The organism is Streptomyces sp. Je 1-369, assembly GCF_026810505.1.
GTDB lineage: Bacteria > Actinomycetota > Actinomycetes > Streptomycetales > Streptomycetaceae > Streptomyces.
The window spans coordinates 7,963,541-7,982,236 of the sequence record NZ_CP101750.1; the positions used below are offsets into that span (position 1 = coordinate 7,963,541).

An 18,696-nucleotide genomic window follows, 5' to 3' on the forward strand; every position below is an offset into this window, starting at 1 on the left:
CGGAAGTGAACGAGGCACTCCTGCGAAGCCTCACCCCGAGCGTCCTCGGAATCCTCGTCCGCCGCGGAGCCGACTTCGCGGCGGCCGAGGACGCCGTACAGGACGCGCTGGTCGAGGCGGTCCGCGTCTGGCCGTCCGACCCGCCGCGCGACCCCAAGGGCTGGCTGGTGACCGTCGCGTGGCGCCGGTTCCTGGACGCGGCCCGGGCGGACGCGTCCCGCCGCAGGCGCGAGGACCTGGTCGACGACGAGCCCGCGCCCGGCCCCGCACCCGCCACGGACGACACACTCCAGCTCTACTTCCTCTGCGCCCACCCGTCACTGACGCCGTCGTCCGCCGTCGCGCTCACCCTGCGCGCCGTCGGCGGGCTCACCACCCGCCAGATCGCCCAGGCCTACCTCGTGCCAGAGGCGACCATGGCGCAGCGCATCAGCCGGGCCAAGCGCACGGTGTCGGGCGTCCGCCTCGACCGCCCCGGCGACGTGGCCACCGTCCTCCGTGTCCTCTACCTCGTCTTCAACGAGGGCTATTCCGGCGACGTCGACCTCGCCGCCGAGGCCATCCGGCTCGCCCGGCAGCTCGCGGCCGCGATCGACCACCCCGAGGTGGCGGGGCTGCTCGCCCTCATGCTGCTCCACCATGCCCGGCGCGCCGCCCGGACCACGTCCGACGGCAGCCTGGTGCCGCTCGCCGAGCAGGACCGCGGCCGGTGGGACACCAAGGCGATCGCCGAGGGCATCGGCATCCTTCAGACGGCCCTCTCCCGCGACCGCCTCGGCGAGTTCCAGGCCCAGGCCGCCATCGCGGCCCTGCACGCGGACGCGCCGACCGCGGCGGAGACGGACTGGGTGCAGATCGTCGAGTGGTACGACGAACTGACGGGCCTGACCGACAGCCCGGTCGTCCGCCTGAACCGGGCGGTGGCGGTCGGCGAGGCGGACGGCCCGCGCGCGGGCCTCGCGGCACTGGCCGAGCTGGACGCCTCCCTGCCCCGCCACACCGCCGCGGCGGCGTACCTCCACGAACGCGACGGCGACCTGGCGGTCGCGGCGCGGCTCTACGCGGACGCGGCCCAGAAGGCCACGAACCTCGCGGAGCGCGCGCATCTGACGCGCCGGGCCGCACGGCTCAACGGGCGCCGGGGCGTGTCCTAGGACCCGTACGCGCCGTAGCCGGACGGGGAGCTGGGTCCGGGACCGGGACTACAGGCCGCGTCGCGGGCCCTCCGCCTTGATCATGTCCCAGCTGTCCGAGACCATCGAGACCGTGCCTTCGGCCGGGATGTAGGCCTCTCCCTGGTGCAGGTAGTCCACGAGGAACAGCCTCTCGTCCTTCTTGCTTCCGACGAGGAAGGCGATCTGCGGGGACGGGGTGATGAGCGCGGCCGGGTCCGTGGTGTGCATGTACTCCTGGACGTCGGCGTTGAAGAAGGTCAGCGTGCCGCCCTTCTCCGTCTTCAGCGCGTAGACCGTCTTGTGGTCCGTCTTGCCCGCCTTGAACTCGGACTTGCCGCCCGGGTTGAGCATCTTGTTCTGCTCCAGTGGGAACTGGGTCATCCACTTCGCGGTCTCGCTCGCGCCGACCTTGTTGCCCAGCTTCTCGTCGGTCGCGTAGAGCGCGACCAGCGCATCGTCCATCTGGTCGGGGGCGAGTATGCCCTGCTTCCTGCCGGTATCGGTGACCGGGATCGCGAAGCCGTCGGCGTCCTTGGCGAGGGCGGGCGTCTTGGGGTCCTTCTTCGTGGTCCAGCCGCTCCAGACGGCCTTCCAGTCACCGTTCACCTTGTCGAAGACGACGGTGGCCCGGCTGGTCCTGGGCGACGTGCCGTCCTGCCCCTTGGTGTCGGCGCGCATCGCGAACCAGGTCACGCCGCTCTTCGCGGACGGGATCACGTACTCGCGGTTCACATAGTCGAAAGGCTTGCGGCCGTCCGCCCTGTCCTCCGCGGACCGCAGCTTGTCCTGCTCGTAGCCGTTGGCGCTCGTCTCGAAGAGGCCGCCGCCCTCGACGGCGGACAGGATGTGGCTGTCGCGCTTCGCGTTGGCCCGGTTGTTGACCTTCACGTAGTTGTCGACGATCTCCTTCGCCCCGGCCTCGGTGACGACGCCCTTGGGCGCGCGGTCGGCCGCGGTCTTCCCGTCGCCGCCCCCGGACTTGCCGCCGTCCCCGGCGTCCCCGCCGTCCCCGTCGGACGAGCAGGCACTGGCGGTGAGCGCGAGCACAGCCGCGCCCGCGGCCATGAGGACGGCGGTGCGGTTCGTGCGGTACGTGAGCATGGAGTTCCCCGTTGATCGCAGCGGAAGCTTACGTTCGTAACGGAACGCCACGTTAGCTTTCGCTTTGCAACGGGCTCTGGCCAGGGGGTAGTTGTGCCGGGACCGGGAGGCGCCGCGCCTGGTGCCGGGTCATGGTCTCGAAGACCTCGTCCACGCTGTCGTCCGCGCCGATCGTGACGGCTTCCCCTGGGACGGTCAGTGGATGATCGACACGATCCGGCAGACGGCGGCTGCGAGTTCGCGGTCGCCGTCGGTGCGGGCACGCGCGAGGGCGGTGTCCGGGCCGATGCCCCGGGTGCACAGCCGCCAGGCGGTCTCCGCGTCCAGACGGACGAGTGCGGCGGGCGGGGCAGAACGGACGGGCGCGACGGGACGGGCGGCGTCCGGTGCGGCGAGGGACCAGCGGTCCTCCACGGCGGTCGCGGTCCAGGTGCCGCCGGCCGGGCCCTTGATCTCGACCCGGATCTGCGTGCCGACCGGCGCGGCGACGTCGCGCAGGGTGTGGGGCAGTGCCCGCATGAACGTGTCCAGGACCGCGGTCATAAGTTGCGGATCGGGGTCGGTTCCCCGGCCGACGGCGTGCCGGATCTGCTGACGGTGGGTCCAGAACTCGGTGAGGTCGCGGGCGCTGTCCAGCCACATCGGCGCGGGGTCGACACCGGCCCAGGACACGCCAAGGGAGGGCGAGTCGAGGTCGACGCCCCCGAAGTACCGGGCCACCTGACGGCCGATCAGGCCGACCGTGTCGGTGAGCGCGGCCGGACTCACGCGGGAAAGGGAGTCGACCCATTCCTGGTTGATGCGGTGGATGAACGCCTCGAGGGTCTCACCGGGCGCGAAGGCGGGCCCGCCCCGGTGCCCGTCGCGGTCCCGACCGAGGCGTCCGTAGAAGTCCCCCAGAAGATGAGCGACGACATCGCGCACGCTCCACCCGGGCACCGCCTCCTTCTCCCACTCACCGGGCGTCAGACCGCGCAGCACGCCCATCAGCGCGGTGTGCTCGGCGGCGAAGAGAGGGCGGGCGTCGATGGGGGAGCCGAGCCAGGAACGGCCCGGCACGTCGGCGAACTGAGACTCCATCCCCCAAGCCTGCCAACCGAACACCGGGTCGATCAATCCCGGTGTGCGCCTGTTCAATGTCCTGATTCCGTCGATCCCGTGACGGTTGACTCGCACGCGGGGCGGCCCAGGAGCTCAACGCTTGCGGGCCACCGCGCCGAACTGCGGGAAGACCGGCGCGGCCGATGCCGAGTCCGCCCGCCACCGCGAGCACGACACGAGGCCGGGAGGGAGAAGGTCCAGCCCCTCGAAGAACGCGCCGACCTCCGCACGGCTGCGCGCGGTGATCGGCGGGGTCGCGTTCTCGTTCCAGAAGCTCATTGCCTCTACGTTGCCCTCACCGCCGAGATCCGTGTCGGTGGTCGGATGGGTCATGGCGAGGTAGCTGCCGGAGGGGAGCGGGGCCATGATCCGGCGCACGATGTCCTGCGCCTGTTCCGTGTCGAGGATGAAGTTGAGGATGCCCAGCATCATGACCGCGACGGGCTGCTCGAAGTCCAGGGTCGCCGACGCACCCTCTATGACGGCGTCGGGCTGGTGGACGTCGGCGTCGATGTAGTCGGTGGCACCTTGCTCCGTGCCGACCAGCAGGCTGCGGGCGTGGACCAGCACGATCGGGTCGTTGTCGACGTAGACGATCCGGGAGTCGGGCGCGATCCGCTGGGCGATCTCGTGCGTGTTGTCCAGGGTCGGCAACCCCGTGCCGATGTCAAGGAACTGCCGCACCCCGCACTCGGCGGTCAGGAACCGCACCGCGCGGCCGAGGAACTCGCGGTCCGCGCGGGCCACGTCCCGGATCACCGGGAACATCGTGGCGACCTGCTCGCCGACCTGCTGGTCGACTTCGTAGTGGTCCTTGCCGCCGATCCAGTAGTTCCACACCCGCGCGTTCTGTGCGACCCCCGTATTCAGCCTGTCCGACATGTCCGACGGATGCAGTTCCCCGCTCACGTCTTCCCCTCTCCGCAGCCACGCGCTGTCCCGGCAGCGCCGCCACCGTGGCGACGATGAACCGTGTGGCCATTGTGGCCTCACGGCATCAGTGCCCCATACCCGCCCCACCGTCGACGGGGATGACGGCCCCGGTGATGTAGCCGGCCTCGGGGGACGTGAGGAAGGTGATCGTGGCCGCGATCTCCTCGGGCCGGCCGAGCCGCCCCAGGGGTATGTAGCCGACGAGGCGTTCGATCTGCTCCTCGGAGAGGTCGTCGGACATCTGGGTGCGGGTGAGTCCGGGGGCGACCACGTTGAACGTGATGTTGCGCGACCCGAGCTCGCGGGCCATGGAGCGGGTGAAGCCGACGAGTCCGGCCTTGGAGGCCGCGTAGTTGGCCTGTCCGGCCTCGCCGCGCAGGGCCACGGCGGAGGAGACGAGCACCACGCGCCCGGACTTGGCCCGCAGCATGGCCCTGCTGGCACGCTTGACCGCGCGGAAGGCCCCGGTGAGATTGGTGTCGAGGACCGAGGTGAAGTCGTCCTCGCTCATCCGCATGAGCAGCTGGTCCTTGGTGATGCCGGCGCAGCACACCAGGACCTCGACGGGCCCGTGCTCCTCCTCCGCCTTCTTGAAGGCCGCGTCGACCTGCGCGGTGTCCGTGACGTCGCAGGGGATCGCGAGGAGGTCCGCGGGCGGCTCCGCGGTGCGGTACGTCACGGCGACGCGGTCGCCCGCCGCCTGGAAGGCCCGGGCGGCGGCCAGGCCGATGCCACGACTGCCACCGGTTATGAGAACGGAACGGGACACGAAGGTGATCCTTTCCTGGCCCCTGGGAAGCGAGGGCCGGGGGAGTGGTCGGTCAACACGGAGGTACTGCGGCCACGCCGCGTGTCAGCTGATGGCTGATGACACTGGCCGTGTCCAGCACCGCGGCGACGAACCGGTCCCGCACCACGGTGCTGCGTGCGTGCTGATGGGAGACCAGAAGGCTGACGGCGCCCGACACGGTCGAGCCCCGCCAGACCGGCGCCGCGACGATGTCCCAGCCTGCGAGGGAAGAGGGTCCCACGGCAAATCCGTCCTCGCGGATCCGGCGGAGCGGCGGTCGAGCCGCGGTGGAGTCCCCCAGGCAGGCCTGAATGACCCACCCGGACGCATCGGCCTCCAACGGCGCGCGCCACAGAGCCCGGAGCGACGACCTGGGGGCGGCACTCAGCTGATCGACGTGCGCGCCGAGAGCTTTCTCCGCGTACACGCGTTGTGGTCTTCCCAGGAGAAGCGCCGCGTACGCCAGCGCAATTTGACCGGTCCGCGACTGTAGTGTGATCAACTCAGTACGAACTGTAGGCAGACTAAGCCCAGTTGGCGTCTCGTCAGAAAATTCGGAGGGGAAGTCGGAGAGCAAATGCGGAGTTTCTACAAAGGCGTAGTGGCCGCGCGGGCCTTGTCGTACGACAGCGCCCTCGCCGAGCAGCGCCTGCAGATAGCGGTGCGTCGTCGCCGGCGGCAATCCGGCCCGCAGGGCTATGGCCGCCAGGGGGTGTGCCCCGGGTCCCGCCTGGCGCAACGCCCGCAGAACGGCGAGCGTGCGCCCCACGGCCCCGCCCGCCCCCTCCGGTGGCGTGACGGCAGCACTGTGCAGCATCGCGAACTCCCCCTCGCGGTCGAGGACCGCCGCGCCTCCCGCAGCGCGGCCGGATCCGAGCGGCCATTGTCATGGCCGGTCCCCGGTAACCGCCAGGAACGTCTTTTTACGTGGCGGGAACTTCAGGAAAATCAACTTCCGGTATATGGCGTCGCGCATCTCGCGCCCCTCCGCGAAAGGGCGAAAGATGGACAATAAGGCAGCCCTGCGCGAACTGCTGCAGTGGAAACGGAAACAGCTGGACCCCACCGAGTTGGGCTGGCCCCCACGTCACGGTCGCGGACGCCGTGCTCCGGGCCTGTCCCAGGCGCAGGTCGCCCAGCTCCTCTACGTATCGGAACGCACGTACGCCCAGCTCGAACGAGGCGAGATGAACGCGCCCGCGGACGACTTCCTCGACAGGGTCGCCAGTGTCCTGCGATTGGAAGAACGCGAGCGCATAGCTCTCTACGTCTACTCGCTGGGGCACGAACCACCCCATCCGCAGGACCCGCTGGCCGGATCGACCGTGCCCGCCATGTGGGCGGAGGCCGTGTGCAGCGTCGTGGGCAACGCGAGTTACGTCAACGACGTCGCGTGGAACGTCGTCGCCTACAACGCCGAGTTCGTCCGCATGTTCCCGCACGCCCCGCATGCCGAACCCGCCATCCCCGACCGCAACCTGATGCGGTACATGCTGCTCAGTGAAGCGGCGCGCGAGCACCACCTGGTGAACTGGGAAACGGACTGGGCGGTGCCCCTCACCGCTCAGCTGCGCAACGCCGTGGCCCTGCATCCGGAGAACGACGACCTGCAGCGGCTCGACGAGGAGGTCAGCGCCGACCCGGTGTCCGGCCCCATCTACCGGACCAACCACGTGGCCTACGTGCACCCCAACGGCGACACCCGCCGGATGCGTTACCCCTGGTCCGACTCCGGCCACGAAGCCGACCACGTGAGCCGCTGCTGCGACGACCACGCGCGCTCCCAGGAGGGAGACGTCACCATGTGCGCCGCCATGCCTCTGGGGTCTCCCGGCGCCCGGTTCTTCGTGCTCGTCTTCAAACCGGGCCCCGGCACGAGCGGAACCGCGACTCTCAGCGGTGCCTTGCCGGAATAGCGGCAGCGCCGCGGGAGGCGATTTGCATTCCGCTGCGTGGAACAAGGGAACGGTAATTCCGGCCAGTGGAATCAGGCACCGGTTCCAGACGCAAATACGTTGCGCCGCGTCCGCTTATGCAGTTTGCTTTACCCACCTGCAGCGCCGGATATCCCACGGGGGGCGAGCGCTCGGGCAGCGGAGACGGCCTCCCCCGGTCGTGCTCCATCGGGTGTCGCCCGCACTGCCGTGCGGGCGACACCGCTCCGCCGAGACGTGACTACGGCTACGGCGACCGCTGTGGAAAGCGCTACCGGTACGACCAGGCGGCCGCTTGGCCCGCCAGTTCGAGAATGGTCGGCGCAGTGGTGCGGCCGTCGAGATGGCTGTACTCCACCGAGATCAGGATCATCAGGCGCTCGGGCAGCCCCAACTCCGTATAGAAATCGCGCCGGGACAAATCCTCCATAGCCTTCTCGGCCGTCAAGCCGGCCTCGAACCGCAGACGCACCTCGCGCTGCACGGTACGGAGATAGACCAGGTGTTCCTCGAGCCCCGCCTGGTCCGTCGGCCGCCCGTGGCCCGGTATGACGACCCGTGGATCGAAGCCGAGGACAAGCTCGCAGGCATCGATGACGTTCTGCAACGGCCCCACCCAGTGCGACGGATGGTCACCGTGGAAGAAGACGTCTCCGGTGCACACCACGTCCCCGATACGGGCCACCAGATCGCCGACGTGATGCGCGGGACCCACCTCGTGCAGCTCCACCTCCGTGTCCCCCACGGTGAACGTGTGGCGGCCCGAGAACGTCCGGGTGGGCGGGGACAGGCGGGCCGAGGAGAACTCGAACACGCCGAAATGCTCACGCAAGTACCGGCCCAGCGGCACATCCGTGGGCGACTCGTGCACCAGCGCGTGCATTTGCTGCGGGGTCGGCTCGTGATGAAGATGTTCCCGCCCCGCGTGGGTGGCGATGATTTCCGCACCGGGGAAAAGGTAGTTGCCGAAGGTGTGGTCACCATTCGCGTGCGTATTGACGACCGTCCGCACGGTACGGCTGCCGAGCCGGGGACGGGCCGCGGCAATCATGGCCTCGGTCGTCGGCCCGTCGTACGGGGTATCGATCACGGCCGCGTCGGAGCCGGAGATGACCCATATGCAGTTCGCGTACCCCCAGTGGCCCGCGCGGTCGGGATTCCACAGATAAAGGCTGTCGGTGCCGGGCACCGCGGTGAGCTGTGTAGGGAGAGTCATGGCCGCATTCTGACCGACCCGAGCAGTCCGCCGGATGTGGTATCGCGCACATGCTGCGTTTCGTCAGGGTCCCCCTCAGCCGGACGCACCGCGCGAGTGACGAAGTGCCCGTGAAGTCGACGGCGTACAGGGTCGAAGGGCTGGCGGAAGACGTGGCGGTCGCCGTGGGCGACACCGCCGACGAAGCCGAACTGTTCGCCGTCAGGTCGGGTGAAGGCCTCCCTTCCGAGGTCAAGGACCTGCTGGACGCGCGCTGAGGGCCACCGCGGGCCCCGAACCTGCTGGAGCGACAGGGCATTGTCAGTGGCTGGTGGCAGCATCGAGGACATGAAGACGACAGCGTTCGACTGGCAGCCGTTCCTGCGCAGGTGGAGCGGGGAGTGGTCGGACTCCGCGCTCGAGGACGAGACGTGGACCGCGGAGGAGGCAGCCGCCCGGCGTGACCGGTGGCTGGGGTTCCCGCCCGCTTCCGAGGAGCGGATCGTGGCCATGGAGCAGCGCCTCGGCATACGGATGCCCCCGTCGTACCGGGAGTTCCTCGCGGTCAGCGACGGGTGGCAGCATGCGGGCGGCTTCGTCACGCTGTTGGCCGGGACCGCGGAAGCGCGCTGGCACAACGACGAGTCCGGGCTCGCGGACATGTTCGAGGAGTATCTGGACGAAGACTCCGGACCCGACGAGCGAAGGGACGCGGAGATCTGGCGGCGCGGGCTGCAACTCGACGTCGAGTCCGATGCCACGTACGTCCTGTTGGACCCCGAGGACGTGGACGAGGACGGCGAGTGGGCCGTGTACACCTGGGCGGGCTGGCGGGCCGCGCCGCCCGAACGGTTCGCGAACTTCGGCGAGTTCATGCGGGACATGCACAGGGAGTTCCACAGTCTGCGGTCGGCCTCGGCCGAGGGAGAGCCGGATTTCGTCAACGACACGACGCGAGAGCTGGACGCCTTGGTGGAACAGGCCCTGCTGGACGCGCTGCGCGGCGACTGGGAACGGGCCGAGAAGGCGCTGGACGAGGCGAAGGAGTACGGCAGGCCGCGGGCCGCCGGGCTGGGTGACCAGATACGCCGACTGCTCGGGCGGACCTACATGGTGTACTTCGAGGGCCTGGTGACCGACCCGCGGTACGCCCCCGAGCTGTTGCCGGCCCTGGTCGCCGAGCAAGCGGCGAACTCGTACAGGGACGACTCCACGCTGATGTTCCACCTGCGGGGAGCCGCCGAAGAAGTCGTCGCGTTGGCCTACTCGACGCTGGAGCAGGCGCGGAACGGCACGTACCGGTATGTGGCGGAAGGGCCGTACGGGGAAGCGGTCGAACGGGCCCGGGAGCTGGCGCGGTGGGGCGACACCGACGGGGCCTGGCGGACGCTGATGGATGCCTTGCCGCTCTGGCAGCCGCTGGGACCCGACCACCTGGCGCCCGTGGGGTGGGTGGCGGACCCGCTGCTCGGCCCTCTGCTGACGCCGGAGCGGGGCGCGGAACTGCTCTCCGTCCCCAAGGGCGGTCAGCTCGGAGAAGCATCGAGCCCACCGGTCGCCCTCGACCCGGGCGGCCTGGCGTGGCTCGCGGACCCGGAAGGCCACGCCGACCGCACGCCCTACCGATTCGTCCTGGTCGAAGGCGTCGAGCCCGCGGACCTGCCCCGTCGTCTCGCGGACGGGGACACGGACGGGGAGGACACGACGCTGGACCTTCCCATGACGTCCCACGACGCGCGCCACCGACGGAACAGCGGCAAGCGTGAGTTCTCGTCCTACGACGACAAGGCCCTCGTGGCGGTCGGCCGCGGCGGCCCCGGCTGGAGCTTCGCCTTCGATCACGACCCCGCGCCCTTCGCTCCGCAACGGTTCGTCTCCCCAGCCGCGGCCGCCAGCGAGGGGACCCGGGCGGTGGTCGTGTGGAGCGGTCTGCGGACCTGGCGCGGGGAGCCGTTCTTCCACCTCTCCGTAGCGCAGGACGGTATCGAGGAGTACGCCTTCACGTACGCCGACGGAGAGACGCACCGAACCGGACAGATACCGCAGGCGCTGGACCCGGACCGGTTCTTCGCCTCGGAGGGTGCTCCCCTGGGAGAGGGGGCCGAGGTGGAACGGGCACTGCTGGAGGCCGTGCACGGCGAGTTCGGTGCCCACCTGCCCCGCCACGCGCTCACGAACGGGCGGCTGCACACGTTCACCACCCGCTCATGGACGCGACCGCCCGGAGACGGGGAGACCTATGCAGTGATCAGCATGGCTTGGGGACCCGCGGAGTCATGAGGCGAGGACTTGGTCCTGCACCACCTGGCAGGACGGGACCGCGAAGGGGAGGTTCGTTACCGATCGCTCCAGGCCCGTGGACGCGTTCGATGGTGTGGTGAAGAACCTTGGCTAGGCTCACTCCACCATTGCCGTCGAGGGGGAGTCCTCACTGTGGAGCTGCCGCGCCTGGGGATCGTCGTCGTGACGATGGGAAATCGACCGCGCGAGGTCGACGACCTGCTCGCCTCGGTGGCCAAGCAGGACGTGCCGCCCGCGCGCATCGTGATCGTGGGCAACGGCTCGCCGCTGCCGGACTTCCCCGGCCTGCCCGGCGAGGTGACGGTCCTGGAGAACGAGGAGAACCTGGGCTGCCCCGGCGGCCGCAACACCGGTATCGCCAGGCTCCGTGAGTTCGGGGACATCGACGTCGTGGTCGAGCTGGACGACGACGGGCTCCTGGTCCAGGACGACGTCTTCCGTCGGATCGGCGGCCTGTTCGCCGCCGATCCGAGGTTGGGAATCGTCGGCTTCCGCATCGCCGACGAACACGGTGAGACCGCCCGCCGCCACATCCCGCGCCTGCGCGCGAAGGACCCCATGCGGAGCGGCCCGGTGACCGCGTTCCTCGGCGGCGGACACGCCTTCGCGATGCCGATGCTGGACCGGATCGGCGACTGGCCCGCGGAGTTCTTCTTCACCCACGAGGAGACCGACCTCGCCTGGCGAGCCCTGGACGACGGATGGGAGATCCGCTACGAACCGGAACTGTTGCTGCAGCACCCCAAGACCTCCCCGGCCCGGCACGCGGTCTACTACCGGATGACGGCCCGCAACCGGGTCTGGCTGGCCCGCCGCCACCTGCCCGCCCTGCTCGTGCCGGTGTACCTGGGCGTGTGGATCCTGCTCACGCTCGCCCGGACCCGTTCGGCGGCCGGGCTGAGGGCGTGGGCTGCGGGCTTCGTCGAGGGCCTGCGCACGCCGTGCGGACGGCGGAAGCCGATGCGCTGGAGGACGGTCCTCCGTATGACGCGCCTCGGCCGACCCCCGGTGATCTGAGGGCCGCGCCCGGTCGCCGGCCTGGGCCGGGCTCACCTCGCGGAGCCTCCTCAGAGCTTGCGCAGCGTGGACGTGTGGACGTGGTCGGCGATCCTGTCACCGAGGACGAGTCCGTCCTCGGCGTCCCACGGGAAGCGGACGCCGAGCCAGGCCCGGCTCTGGGCGTCCTCGTAGGTGCCGTCCTCGTCGTTCCCCCAGAACCAGGCCACCGCCTCCTGCTCCGGGGTCCGCTCGATGTCCGGGGTCGCGTCCGTGGGCCCGTCGGCGCCGACGAATATGCCAGGCCTGCGGACAAGCCGTGTTCACGGTGGGAGGCTGGACGCGACCGGCCGCCGCCGCTCGTGCGGCGGCGCACCGGAGCGCGAGGGGATCGAGGATCGAGGCACCCTCGGTCGGACCTCGCGCGATGCCCGCCATCGGCGTCGCGAGACCTGCGGGAGTAGCCTCGCCCGCTCTGGTGGGCACGGGCTGGAGCCGCGTAGTCGGCGATGCGGCTCCAGTCGGCGGACGGCCGGTAAGTCGTCACCATGCGCCCTCATGAGCCGATTCGACAGGGCTCGTGCGCGTTCAAGCACGCAGGGGCTCGGCAGGCCGCGGCGGCAGGCATCTCAGCCGGTGTGGACTTCCAGTGCCGTGCGGATCGCGGATTCGAGGGCTCCTTCGATCCATGCGGGCTTCAGGGAGGTGTGGCAGCCCGCGAAGTGCAAGGGACCTTCGGAAGCGGGGATGTCGGGGAAGAGTTCGGTGTGCTGGCCGGGAAGCATGACGGAAGCCTCCCCGTAGGCGTAGGGGTCGCGCATCCATGACTGGGTGCGGCCCTTACCCGTGTAGAAGATTTCGATGCGCTGGCCGTATACCTCCTGAACACCGGTGAGCGCCAACGGGTACCGCTCCTCGTCGTCGTACGCGTCCCACTTCAAAGCGTCGTCGGACCAGCTGTAGGAAGCGAGCAGAACTCCCCCCGGACTGCCGGGAACAGGGTGTGAGGGTCCGTACATGAAACGATTGGGATTGTCGGTGACCGAGCCGCCGCCGATCACCCGCGCCGCTTCGGGCTGGTTCCGCTGGGGGGCGCGGTGCGCCGCGTAGTGGATGCGCTGGCGCTCGGGGACCTGACCGTCGGGGACGGAGGGGTGGGCGCCGAGCAACGAGCCGTCCGTGGGCGCTTTCCCGGCCCGGTACGCCGCGTACAGACCGGGCCGTACGGCGTCGAGTTCGCGTTTCCAGTCCTGCTCGCTGAACTCCCACCAGCGGCGTGAGAACTCCAGAAGCACCTTGGTGGCCGCGTCGTAGTGGAGTTCGGTGATGGCACGCCGTTTCCGGTAGGAGAAGGCGGGGGTGAAGGTGACGTGGCGCAGCCCGGAGAACGGCACGGTGATGATCGCTTCGTCGCCGGTGAACTTCTCCGTCACGGGCGGGCTCGTGCGGCTCTCGGAGACGGTGTGCACGGTGACGCCACCGCCGGGCCGGTGTTCGATCCGCACGGCGCGCCGGTCCAGGTGCACGAGGTCACGCACCCGCTCGTAGAGGGCGTCGACGAGAGTGGCGGTGCCTCCGGACAGCTCGTAGAAGGCGGTGCTCGGGCTGATCAGGGCCGCGGAGAGGAAGCTGTGCAGGAAGGAGAGATGCAGGCGTGAGGTGAGGTTCTGGACGGTGCCGATCAAATCGATGGTGTTCTCGTCGAGTCCGGCCCGTTCCTTGAGGTAGCGGTACATCGACCAGTGCCCGTACTTCTGGAGCACGCTAGCCCAGCCCTCGACGAGTTCGCGGCCGCGCTTGTCCTCGACCAGCGCCCTGGCCGGTGCCAGTGCGGAGCGCAGCAGGTCGGCCGCCGGGGTGTTCTCGTGCCGCGCGGGGACACCGAAGGAACGGTTGATCCGCCGGGGCCTGGCCTGGTAGTCGGCGCGGCGGGCCCGGATGCCGTTGACGTGGATCCAGGTGCGGTTCGCGGGTTTCCCCGAGGCGTCGACGTCGACGAGGTGGAAGCGGCGGCGTTCGAGGCCGAGCGATTCCATCAGCCCGGTGACCAGAGGGTGGCTGTCGGGGATCCGCATCGCTCCCGCCTCCGCGTACTGCGCGGGGTCGGCGAACGGCTGCTCGGCGTTCTCATGGCCGCCGGTACGGAAGGTCTTGATGCGCCCGCCGACCCGATTGGCGTTGGCTTCGAGCACGGTGACGTCATGCCCTGCCTCGCGCAGCAGGTGGGCTGCCACGAGACCGGCCGGCCCGGCCCCGACGACCAGGACCCTCCTGCTCACGCCCCCACGGGGCAGGCCCTTGCCGAGCAGGATGTCGGTGTACGCGGGGGTGAGGGGCCGGTTGTCGTCGTCGAGGACGAGGATGGCCCGGGCGACTGCCAGGCAGGTCTGCCGGTCGGCGCCCTGGGGCGGCGCGTTGGGCGCGGCCGGGGGTGCGAGAGTGGACGCGTGAGTGGACGCGGCGGCCGCCTGCGGGGCGGACGCGACGAGGCCGGCCGTCACGGTGGTGCTGCCGGCCGCGGCCATGACGGAGCGTCTGGAGGGCTGTGCGTTCATGGTCACAGCGTCGCCCGGCAACGTGTTGTCCCTGCCCGGGACACCACGCCGGAGAGCACGCATCACCCGGTCGGACACACGCACTTCTCCCGGGCCGGATACGCGCCCTTCTCCCGGGCCGGGCACACGCACTTCTCCCGGGCGGCCGACGCGGCGCGGGACTGCCTGGCCGCGCTCAGGGTTCGCCGTGTGTGCCTGCCGACAGGATGATGATCTGGTCGTACTCGGTGTAGCTGACGCGATCCGCCTTGTCGGGGTTGATCAGGACCCCGTAGTCGGGCGGCAGTTGGGCCCGGTCGTGGATGCGGTGGCCGATGGCGATCTCACCGCACCGGGCAGCCGCGGCGGTCACCGTGTAGAAGTCGGTGTCCGCCCCGGCCCGTACATAGCCGACCGCGGGGCGCAGGCTGATCTGGACGCCCTGCGGTCCGAACAGCTCGTCGAAGATCTGACTCAGCTGGGGGTTCTCGGAGAGCTGGGCAAGGCACAGGCTGACCAGCTCGCTGCTCACGATGAAGTCGTCCGCCTTCGCCGCCCGGACCAGAGCGCGGTTGCGGTCGTCGGCGATCTCCGTGGCCAGGGAGAAGTCGTAGGAGTGCCGGGCGGCCAGATCGCGCAGCTTCAGCAGGGTGGTGAGGGTGCGGGCGTCGGAGCCGCGGGGGTCCCGCTCATTCGGGCAGATGACCATGACGTGGTCGTAGGCCCCGAGATCGGCCGACTCCAGCACGTCCCGGCGGGTGGTGTCGGCCTGGCGAAAGGACACCTCCGGGACACCGTCGTCCTCGCTCGCCAGCATTCTCTCGGCGCCGGTGAGGTCTGTATCGGCGATCACGTCCACCCGGGACCCGGCAGGCAGCTGCGTCCGGAGCTGGCGGACGACGTCGGGCGCGTGCCGACTCCAGCCCACCATCAGTACCCGGCGGCCCGGACGCTCGGGGACATCGGGTGGCGCGATCGCCGTCTCGTCGACGACGGGCACCGTTTCGGACAGCAGCACGGTGTCGTCGTCCTCGCTGATGGCAACGATCTGGTCCTGCGCGCGGAGCACTGTGTCGTGGCGGGGGTTGAGCCGTACGCGGCCGGACGCGTCCATCAACCCGATCACGCACGAGGTCCGGTAGGCCGCCAGCGTCTCACCGAAGGTCCGTCCGACCAGCTCGGGCTGCGGCTGCATATAGATCTCATCGCCTTCGAAGTCCAACAGGCCGGTATAGACCGCGGACAGCCCGCACTGGAGGCTCATCTGCACCATCAACCGGGAGATGAACCCCTGAGCGCTGATGACGTGACAGGTGGCACCACCGGCCAGTCGCGCCACGGACAGGTTCTGCGCCTCCTGGACGCTGGCCACGATCACCGGTGCGCTCTCCCCGCCCCGCCCCCGAGATTCCCGACAACTGTCCACGGCCAGCAACGACTTGATGACCGCGATATCAGGATCCTCGCCCTCCGGCGGGATCACGATGATCGAGCGTGCGCTCGAAGGACTGACGATCGCGATGTCGACCGGGTCGGTGGGGTCACCGCTGCGGCACACGACCCTGGTGGTGGCGGTACGCCCCACCCGTTCCCGGATCGCGGCCTCCATCTCCGGACGGTCCTTCTCCGCGAGGATGGTCACGCAGGCACGGCGCTGGTTGCGGTTGGCCTCCACCAACTCGGAGAGCACGCTATGGACATGGGGCGACCAGCCCAGCACGACCGTGTGCCCGCTCTCGACCACGACCGAACGGCCGCGGCGCAAGCGGGCCAGCTGGTTCTGGAGCCCCGCGCTGATCACCGGGATCAGCGTGCTCATCAGAAAGATCCCGCCGAAGGCCATCAGCGTCGCAGCGGTCAGGAACGGAGCAGGCCCTCTGTCCTTGGTGATCACCGTTGGGCTGATGACCCGCAGGAAACCGGACCACAGCCACGACCCTCCACTCTCCGAAAGCACACCCGCCGGAGCGAGCAGCAACAGCAGCGCCCCGTTGAGCAACACGAGTGCACCGCAGGCAACGGCCAGTACGCCGATGAGTGCCGGTGTCCCGCGCGCCATGACATTGTCGAACCTGTACCGCACCCGCTGAAGCAACGTCGCCCCTCGCCCTCGACCTCGGCCCCGGCCCGCATCCCTTCCGCCACCCGGGCTCAGCTCAGCTTGCGCCCCAGCATGCAGCTTGATCATTCGGCGTGGGCACGATCCCCCGGTCAGACCACTTCGTTCATCCATCCGCCCCACGCGGGCGAAGCGTGCCGTCAGGCAAGTCGGCTACTCGCCATCGTTCACGGAGAATCCGTGCCCGGCTCGGCTGACGCACCGTCGTCAGCGGGGGATCGGCCCGGACCGTGACCGGCATGACGTCGAAGCCGACCACGCTCAGGTCCCGCGGTACGCGCAGCCCGGCCTGGCCGCCCTCGCGCCCCCGGGGCGGAAGGGCACCGGGGGCGCGTCATGCCGTACGTGCGTCAGGCCTTGCGGGTTATGGGGCGGTGCCCCACAGGAGCTGGCCGTCGGAGTAGACGCCGATCTTCGGTGCGTCGGTGTATGCGCTGGCGGTGCCGTGGCTGTAGTCGTCGGCCTCGTTGAGGTTCGACCAGTCGCTGCGGTGCAGCCGCAGTTGGATGTCGCCGGTCGAGGCGCCCGCGGCGAGTGTGCCGTCGGTGACGTTGACCTTCAGGTAGCGGTTGGCCCCGGTGGTCGTGCCGTTCGTCGACACCGAGTGGGTGAGGGTCGAGCAGCCGATCTGCGCCCAGTCGCACCATGTGGTGTACGAGGGGGCCGAGTCGTCGAACCAGTAGCGGATCTCGACGTCCTTGAGGCTCTGCGTACTGCTGCCGGTGTTGACCAACTTCAGATTCATCCCGATGGCGTTGTCTGCGACGCTCGTATCGCTCGTCTTGTACTGCACCTTCAGATTGCCGGTGCCCGGCCCACCCCCCGAAGTCGTCGTGCCGGTGACCTGCGCGGACTGGGCCGAGGCGTTCCCGGCGGCGTCCCGCGCCCGCACCTTGTACTGGTAGGTGGTCGAGGCGGTCAGAGAGCTGTCGGTGTACGTCGTGCCGCCGGTGGAGCCGACGAGGGTCCCGTCGCGGTACACGTCGTACGACGCGACGCCCACGTTGTCCGTCGAGGCGGTCCAGGACAGCGACACCGACGACGAGGTGGCGCCCGTCGTCTTCAGGCCCGCCGGGACACTCGGCGCCTCGGTGTCGGGGCCCGGGTCGCCGCCGCCGTTCAGCGGCGGGTAGGCGTTGGTCAGCAGCATCTGGAACTGTGCGGAGAACCAGCGGCCGGCCAGCGGAGCGTTGGCCATGGCACCGGTCGGATTGTTGCCGTTGCGTGCGTTGCCCTCGTAGGTCGGGTCGCACATCCGGTCGAAGCCCTTGCCCTCGTCGTTGTCGATGGGCTGGCTGTTGCCGTCCGACTCGCCCGGGGGCTTGGCCCACACGTACGCGTCGATGCCCGGCTCGGGCGCGGTCCGCGGGCGTTCGCCGACTCCGGCTCCCTGCTGGTTGCACCAGTTGCCGGTGTGGATGCGGCGGTCCACCCTGCCGCCGTCGACGTAGGCATCGACGGAGGTCTGCGGGCCGGGTCCTGTGGGCCGTGCGGTGCCGCCCCAGCCGTTGCGGGCGGTGTCGATGAGCATGCCGAGGCCGGGATCGAAGCCGCCGCGGCTGACCAGGCGGTCGCGCAGCGCCTGGGCGAAGGACAGCTCGTCGACGTAGTAGTTCCAGTCGACCCACTTGGCCTGGCGCACGGTGGTGCCGTTCACCGAATCGGTGACCTTGAAGTTCGCCTCCTTCAGCGCGCCGTAGTTGGCGGTGTTGACGATGAAGCCGGCGACGTCGTCGACCGTCGCGCCCTCGGAGGTGGCGGCCTTCTTGAACTGGTCCACCGCCGGGTCGAAGTTGGTGTCCCAGCCGAGCCAGCCGTGGTGTCCCGCGTCGATGTAGTTGTAGACATTGGGGATGTCGCCGAGCTTGTTCAGCGCGTAGCCGACGCCCTTTTCGTACGACCCCAGCTCCTTCACGTGCCGACAGGCCTCCGTGGCGCCGGCGGCGCTGCCCGCGTTGGTGACCATGTTGGGCAGCGAGTCCGGTTCGATCAGCGCGGAGATCCGCAGTGCCGCGTACTTCGGGTCGGCGAGGATCGCCGCGATCGGGTCGATGTACTCCGACTTGTACCGGCCGAGTTCCTCCGCCTTCAGCTCGCCGTTGGAGGCGAGCGCGGCGCAGTCGCGGCCCGGCAGGTCGTAGATGACGACCTGGAAGAGTGTGGCGCCCTGCGTCAGCGCGGTGTCGAGGTGGGCGCGCAGGCCACGGCCGTTGGAGGTGCCGGTGATCGCGGCGATCCGGTCCATCCAGACGAAGCTGGGCTGGTCGGCGATGACGGAGCCGCCGGGCTCGGCCTTCGCCTTGGCGGACCAGTCGGGGTTGACGTACGGCTTGGCGCCCACGTACGGGTTGTCGACGCGGGCCGCCGCGGCCGCCGAGGCCGGTGCGGTGGGCAGCGCGACGCTGAGCGCGGCGCCCATGGCGAGCGTCGGCAGCAGCGCCGCGAGCCTCCTGAAGCGACTCTTGCGTCTGAGGTGCAGAGTGGTGTTCATCGTTGCGTGGTGTTCCTCTCGGATAA

Annotated in this window: 15 protein-coding genes and 2 pseudogenes; 5 read left to right on the plus strand and 12 right to left on the minus strand. The window is 69.8% G+C overall.

Translation table 11 applies throughout. The features are described from left to right. Positions 1 to 5: 5 nt before the first annotated feature. Entirely contained in the window at positions 6 to 1,154 is a 1,149-nt protein-coding gene (locus tag NOO62_RS35360) for an RNA polymerase sigma factor (RefSeq protein WP_268774871.1), read from the plus strand. Positions 1,155 to 1,202: 48 nt separating this feature from the next. Here the strand turns inward: NOO62_RS35360 and NOO62_RS35365 are convergent, their stop codons facing one another. The 6 genes and pseudogenes from NOO62_RS35365 to NOO62_RS35390 all read right to left on the minus strand — a co-directional run. Beyond that, positions 1,203 to 2,276, minus strand: a complete 1,074-nt coding sequence (locus tag NOO62_RS35365) for a nuclear transport factor 2 family protein (protein ID WP_268774872.1) — start codon at positions 2,274 to 2,276, stop codon at positions 1,203 to 1,205. Between the two features lie 195 nt (positions 2,277 to 2,471). Continuing rightward, complete coding sequence (locus NOO62_RS35370) at positions 2,472 to 3,356, minus strand: maleylpyruvate isomerase family mycothiol-dependent enzyme (protein ID WP_268774873.1); 885 nt, start codon at positions 3,354 to 3,356, stop codon at positions 2,472 to 2,474. A gap of 114 nt (positions 3,357 to 3,470) precedes the next feature. Next, positions 3,471 to 4,259 (minus strand): SAM-dependent methyltransferase, encoded by a 789-nt coding sequence (locus NOO62_RS35375; protein ID WP_268775931.1) that lies wholly within the window; start codon positions 4,257 to 4,259, stop codon positions 3,471 to 3,473. A gap of 115 nt (positions 4,260 to 4,374) precedes the next feature. Further along, on the minus strand, positions 4,375 to 5,079 hold the full coding sequence (gene fabG, locus NOO62_RS35380) for a 3-oxoacyl-ACP reductase FabG (protein ID WP_268774874.1): 705 nt from the start codon (positions 5,077 to 5,079) through the stop codon (positions 4,375 to 4,377). Between the two features lie 52 nt (positions 5,080 to 5,131). Further along, positions 5,132 to 5,341, minus strand: coding sequence for a hypothetical protein (locus NOO62_RS35385; RefSeq protein ID WP_268775987.1), 210 nt, complete (start codon positions 5,339 to 5,341; stop codon positions 5,132 to 5,134). Positions 5,342 to 5,728: 387 nt separating this feature from the next. Then, positions 5,729 to 5,917 (minus strand): annotated as a pseudogene (locus tag NOO62_RS35390) (helix-turn-helix domain-containing protein); the annotation flags it as partial. Positions 5,918 to 6,104: 187 nt separating this feature from the next. Between NOO62_RS35390 and NOO62_RS35395 the strand changes: the two are divergent. Continuing rightward, positions 6,105 to 7,016 (plus strand): helix-turn-helix domain-containing protein, encoded by a 912-nt coding sequence (locus NOO62_RS35395; protein WP_268774875.1) that lies wholly within the window; start codon positions 6,105 to 6,107, stop codon positions 7,014 to 7,016. 289 nt (positions 7,017 to 7,305) lie between these two features. Here the strand turns inward: NOO62_RS35395 and NOO62_RS35400 are convergent, their stop codons facing one another. Continuing rightward, positions 7,306 to 8,223 (minus strand): MBL fold metallo-hydrolase, encoded by a 918-nt coding sequence (locus tag NOO62_RS35400; protein WP_268774876.1) that lies wholly within the window; start codon positions 8,221 to 8,223, stop codon positions 7,306 to 7,308. 77 nt (positions 8,224 to 8,300) lie between these two features. Between NOO62_RS35400 and NOO62_RS35405 the strand changes: the two genes are divergently transcribed. The 3 genes from NOO62_RS35405 to NOO62_RS35415 all read left to right on the plus strand — a co-directional run bounded on the left by NOO62_RS35405 (position 8,301) and on the right by NOO62_RS35415 (position 11,547). Further along, positions 8,301 to 8,507 carry a DUF6281 family protein gene (locus tag NOO62_RS35405; RefSeq protein WP_268774877.1) on the plus strand — a complete coding sequence of 69 codons (207 nt, stop codon included), beginning with the start codon at positions 8,301 to 8,303 and terminating at the stop codon, positions 8,505 to 8,507. A 70-nt stretch (positions 8,508 to 8,577) separates the two neighbouring features. Continuing rightward, positions 8,578 to 10,509 carry an SMI1/KNR4 family protein gene (locus NOO62_RS35410; protein ID WP_268774878.1) on the plus strand — a complete coding sequence of 644 codons (1,932 nt, stop codon included), beginning with the start codon at positions 8,578 to 8,580 and terminating at the stop codon, positions 10,507 to 10,509. A gap of 153 nt (positions 10,510 to 10,662) precedes the next feature. After that, entirely contained in the window at positions 10,663 to 11,547 is an 885-nt protein-coding gene (locus NOO62_RS35415; protein WP_268774879.1) for a glycosyltransferase family 2 protein, read from the plus strand. 50 nt (positions 11,548 to 11,597) lie between these two features. Here NOO62_RS35415 and NOO62_RS35420 read toward each other — a convergent pair whose 3' ends face one another. The 5 genes and pseudogenes from NOO62_RS35420 to NOO62_RS35440 all read right to left on the minus strand — a co-directional run bounded on the left by NOO62_RS35420 (position 11,598) and on the right by NOO62_RS35440 (position 18,598). After that, on the minus strand, positions 11,598 to 11,756 hold the full coding sequence (locus NOO62_RS35420) for a hypothetical protein (RefSeq protein ID WP_268774880.1): 159 nt from the start codon (positions 11,754 to 11,756) through the stop codon (positions 11,598 to 11,600). Positions 11,757 to 12,155: 399 nt separating this feature from the next. Next, entirely contained in the window at positions 12,156 to 14,081 is a 1,926-nt protein-coding gene (locus NOO62_RS35425; protein WP_268774881.1) for a flavin monoamine oxidase family protein, read from the minus strand. Positions 14,082 to 14,256: 175 nt separating this feature from the next. After that, complete coding sequence (locus NOO62_RS35430) at positions 14,257 to 16,119, minus strand: CASTOR/POLLUX-related putative ion channel (protein WP_268774882.1); 1,863 nt, start codon at positions 16,117 to 16,119, stop codon at positions 14,257 to 14,259. A 250-nt stretch (positions 16,120 to 16,369) separates the two neighbouring features. Then, positions 16,370 to 16,471 (minus strand): annotated as a pseudogene (locus NOO62_RS35435) (substrate-binding domain-containing protein); the annotation flags it as partial. Between the two features lie 72 nt (positions 16,472 to 16,543). Then, positions 16,544 to 18,598 carry a glycoside hydrolase family 6 protein gene (locus NOO62_RS35440; RefSeq protein WP_268775932.1) on the minus strand — a complete coding sequence of 685 codons (2,055 nt, stop codon included), beginning with the start codon at positions 18,596 to 18,598 and terminating at the stop codon, positions 16,544 to 16,546. Between the last annotated feature and the right edge of the window lie 98 nt (positions 18,599 to 18,696).

Excerpts from the sequence above, each read along its gene's own strand:
- NOO62_RS35375 (WP_268775931.1), bottom strand. The coding sequence starts at position 4,259 with ATGTCGGACAGGCTGAATACGGGGGTCGCACAGAACGCGCGGGTGTGG.
- NOO62_RS35365 (WP_268774872.1), bottom strand. The coding sequence starts at position 2,276 with ATGCTCACGTACCGCACGAACCGCACCGCCGTCCTCATGGCCGCGGGC.
- NOO62_RS35395 (WP_268774875.1), top strand. The coding sequence starts at position 6,105 with ATGGACAATAAGGCAGCCCTGCGCGAACTGCTGCAGTGGAAACGGAAA.
- NOO62_RS35430 (WP_268774882.1), bottom strand. The coding sequence starts at position 16,119 with ATGGCGCGCGGGACACCGGCACTCATCGGCGTACTGGCCGTTGCCTGC.
- NOO62_RS35405 (WP_268774877.1), top strand. The coding sequence starts at position 8,301 with ATGCTGCGTTTCGTCAGGGTCCCCCTCAGCCGGACGCACCGCGCGAGT.
- NOO62_RS35425 (WP_268774881.1), bottom strand. The coding sequence starts at position 14,081 with ATGAACGCACAGCCCTCCAGACGCTCCGTCATGGCCGCGGCCGGCAGC.
- NOO62_RS35440 (WP_268775932.1), bottom strand. The coding sequence starts at position 18,598 with ATGGGCGCCGCGCTCAGCGTCGCGCTGCCCACCGCACCGGCCTCGGCG.
- NOO62_RS35370 (WP_268774873.1), bottom strand. The coding sequence starts at position 3,356 with ATGGAGTCTCAGTTCGCCGACGTGCCGGGCCGTTCCTGGCTCGGCTCC.
- NOO62_RS35410 (WP_268774878.1), top strand. The coding sequence starts at position 8,578 with ATGAAGACGACAGCGTTCGACTGGCAGCCGTTCCTGCGCAGGTGGAGC.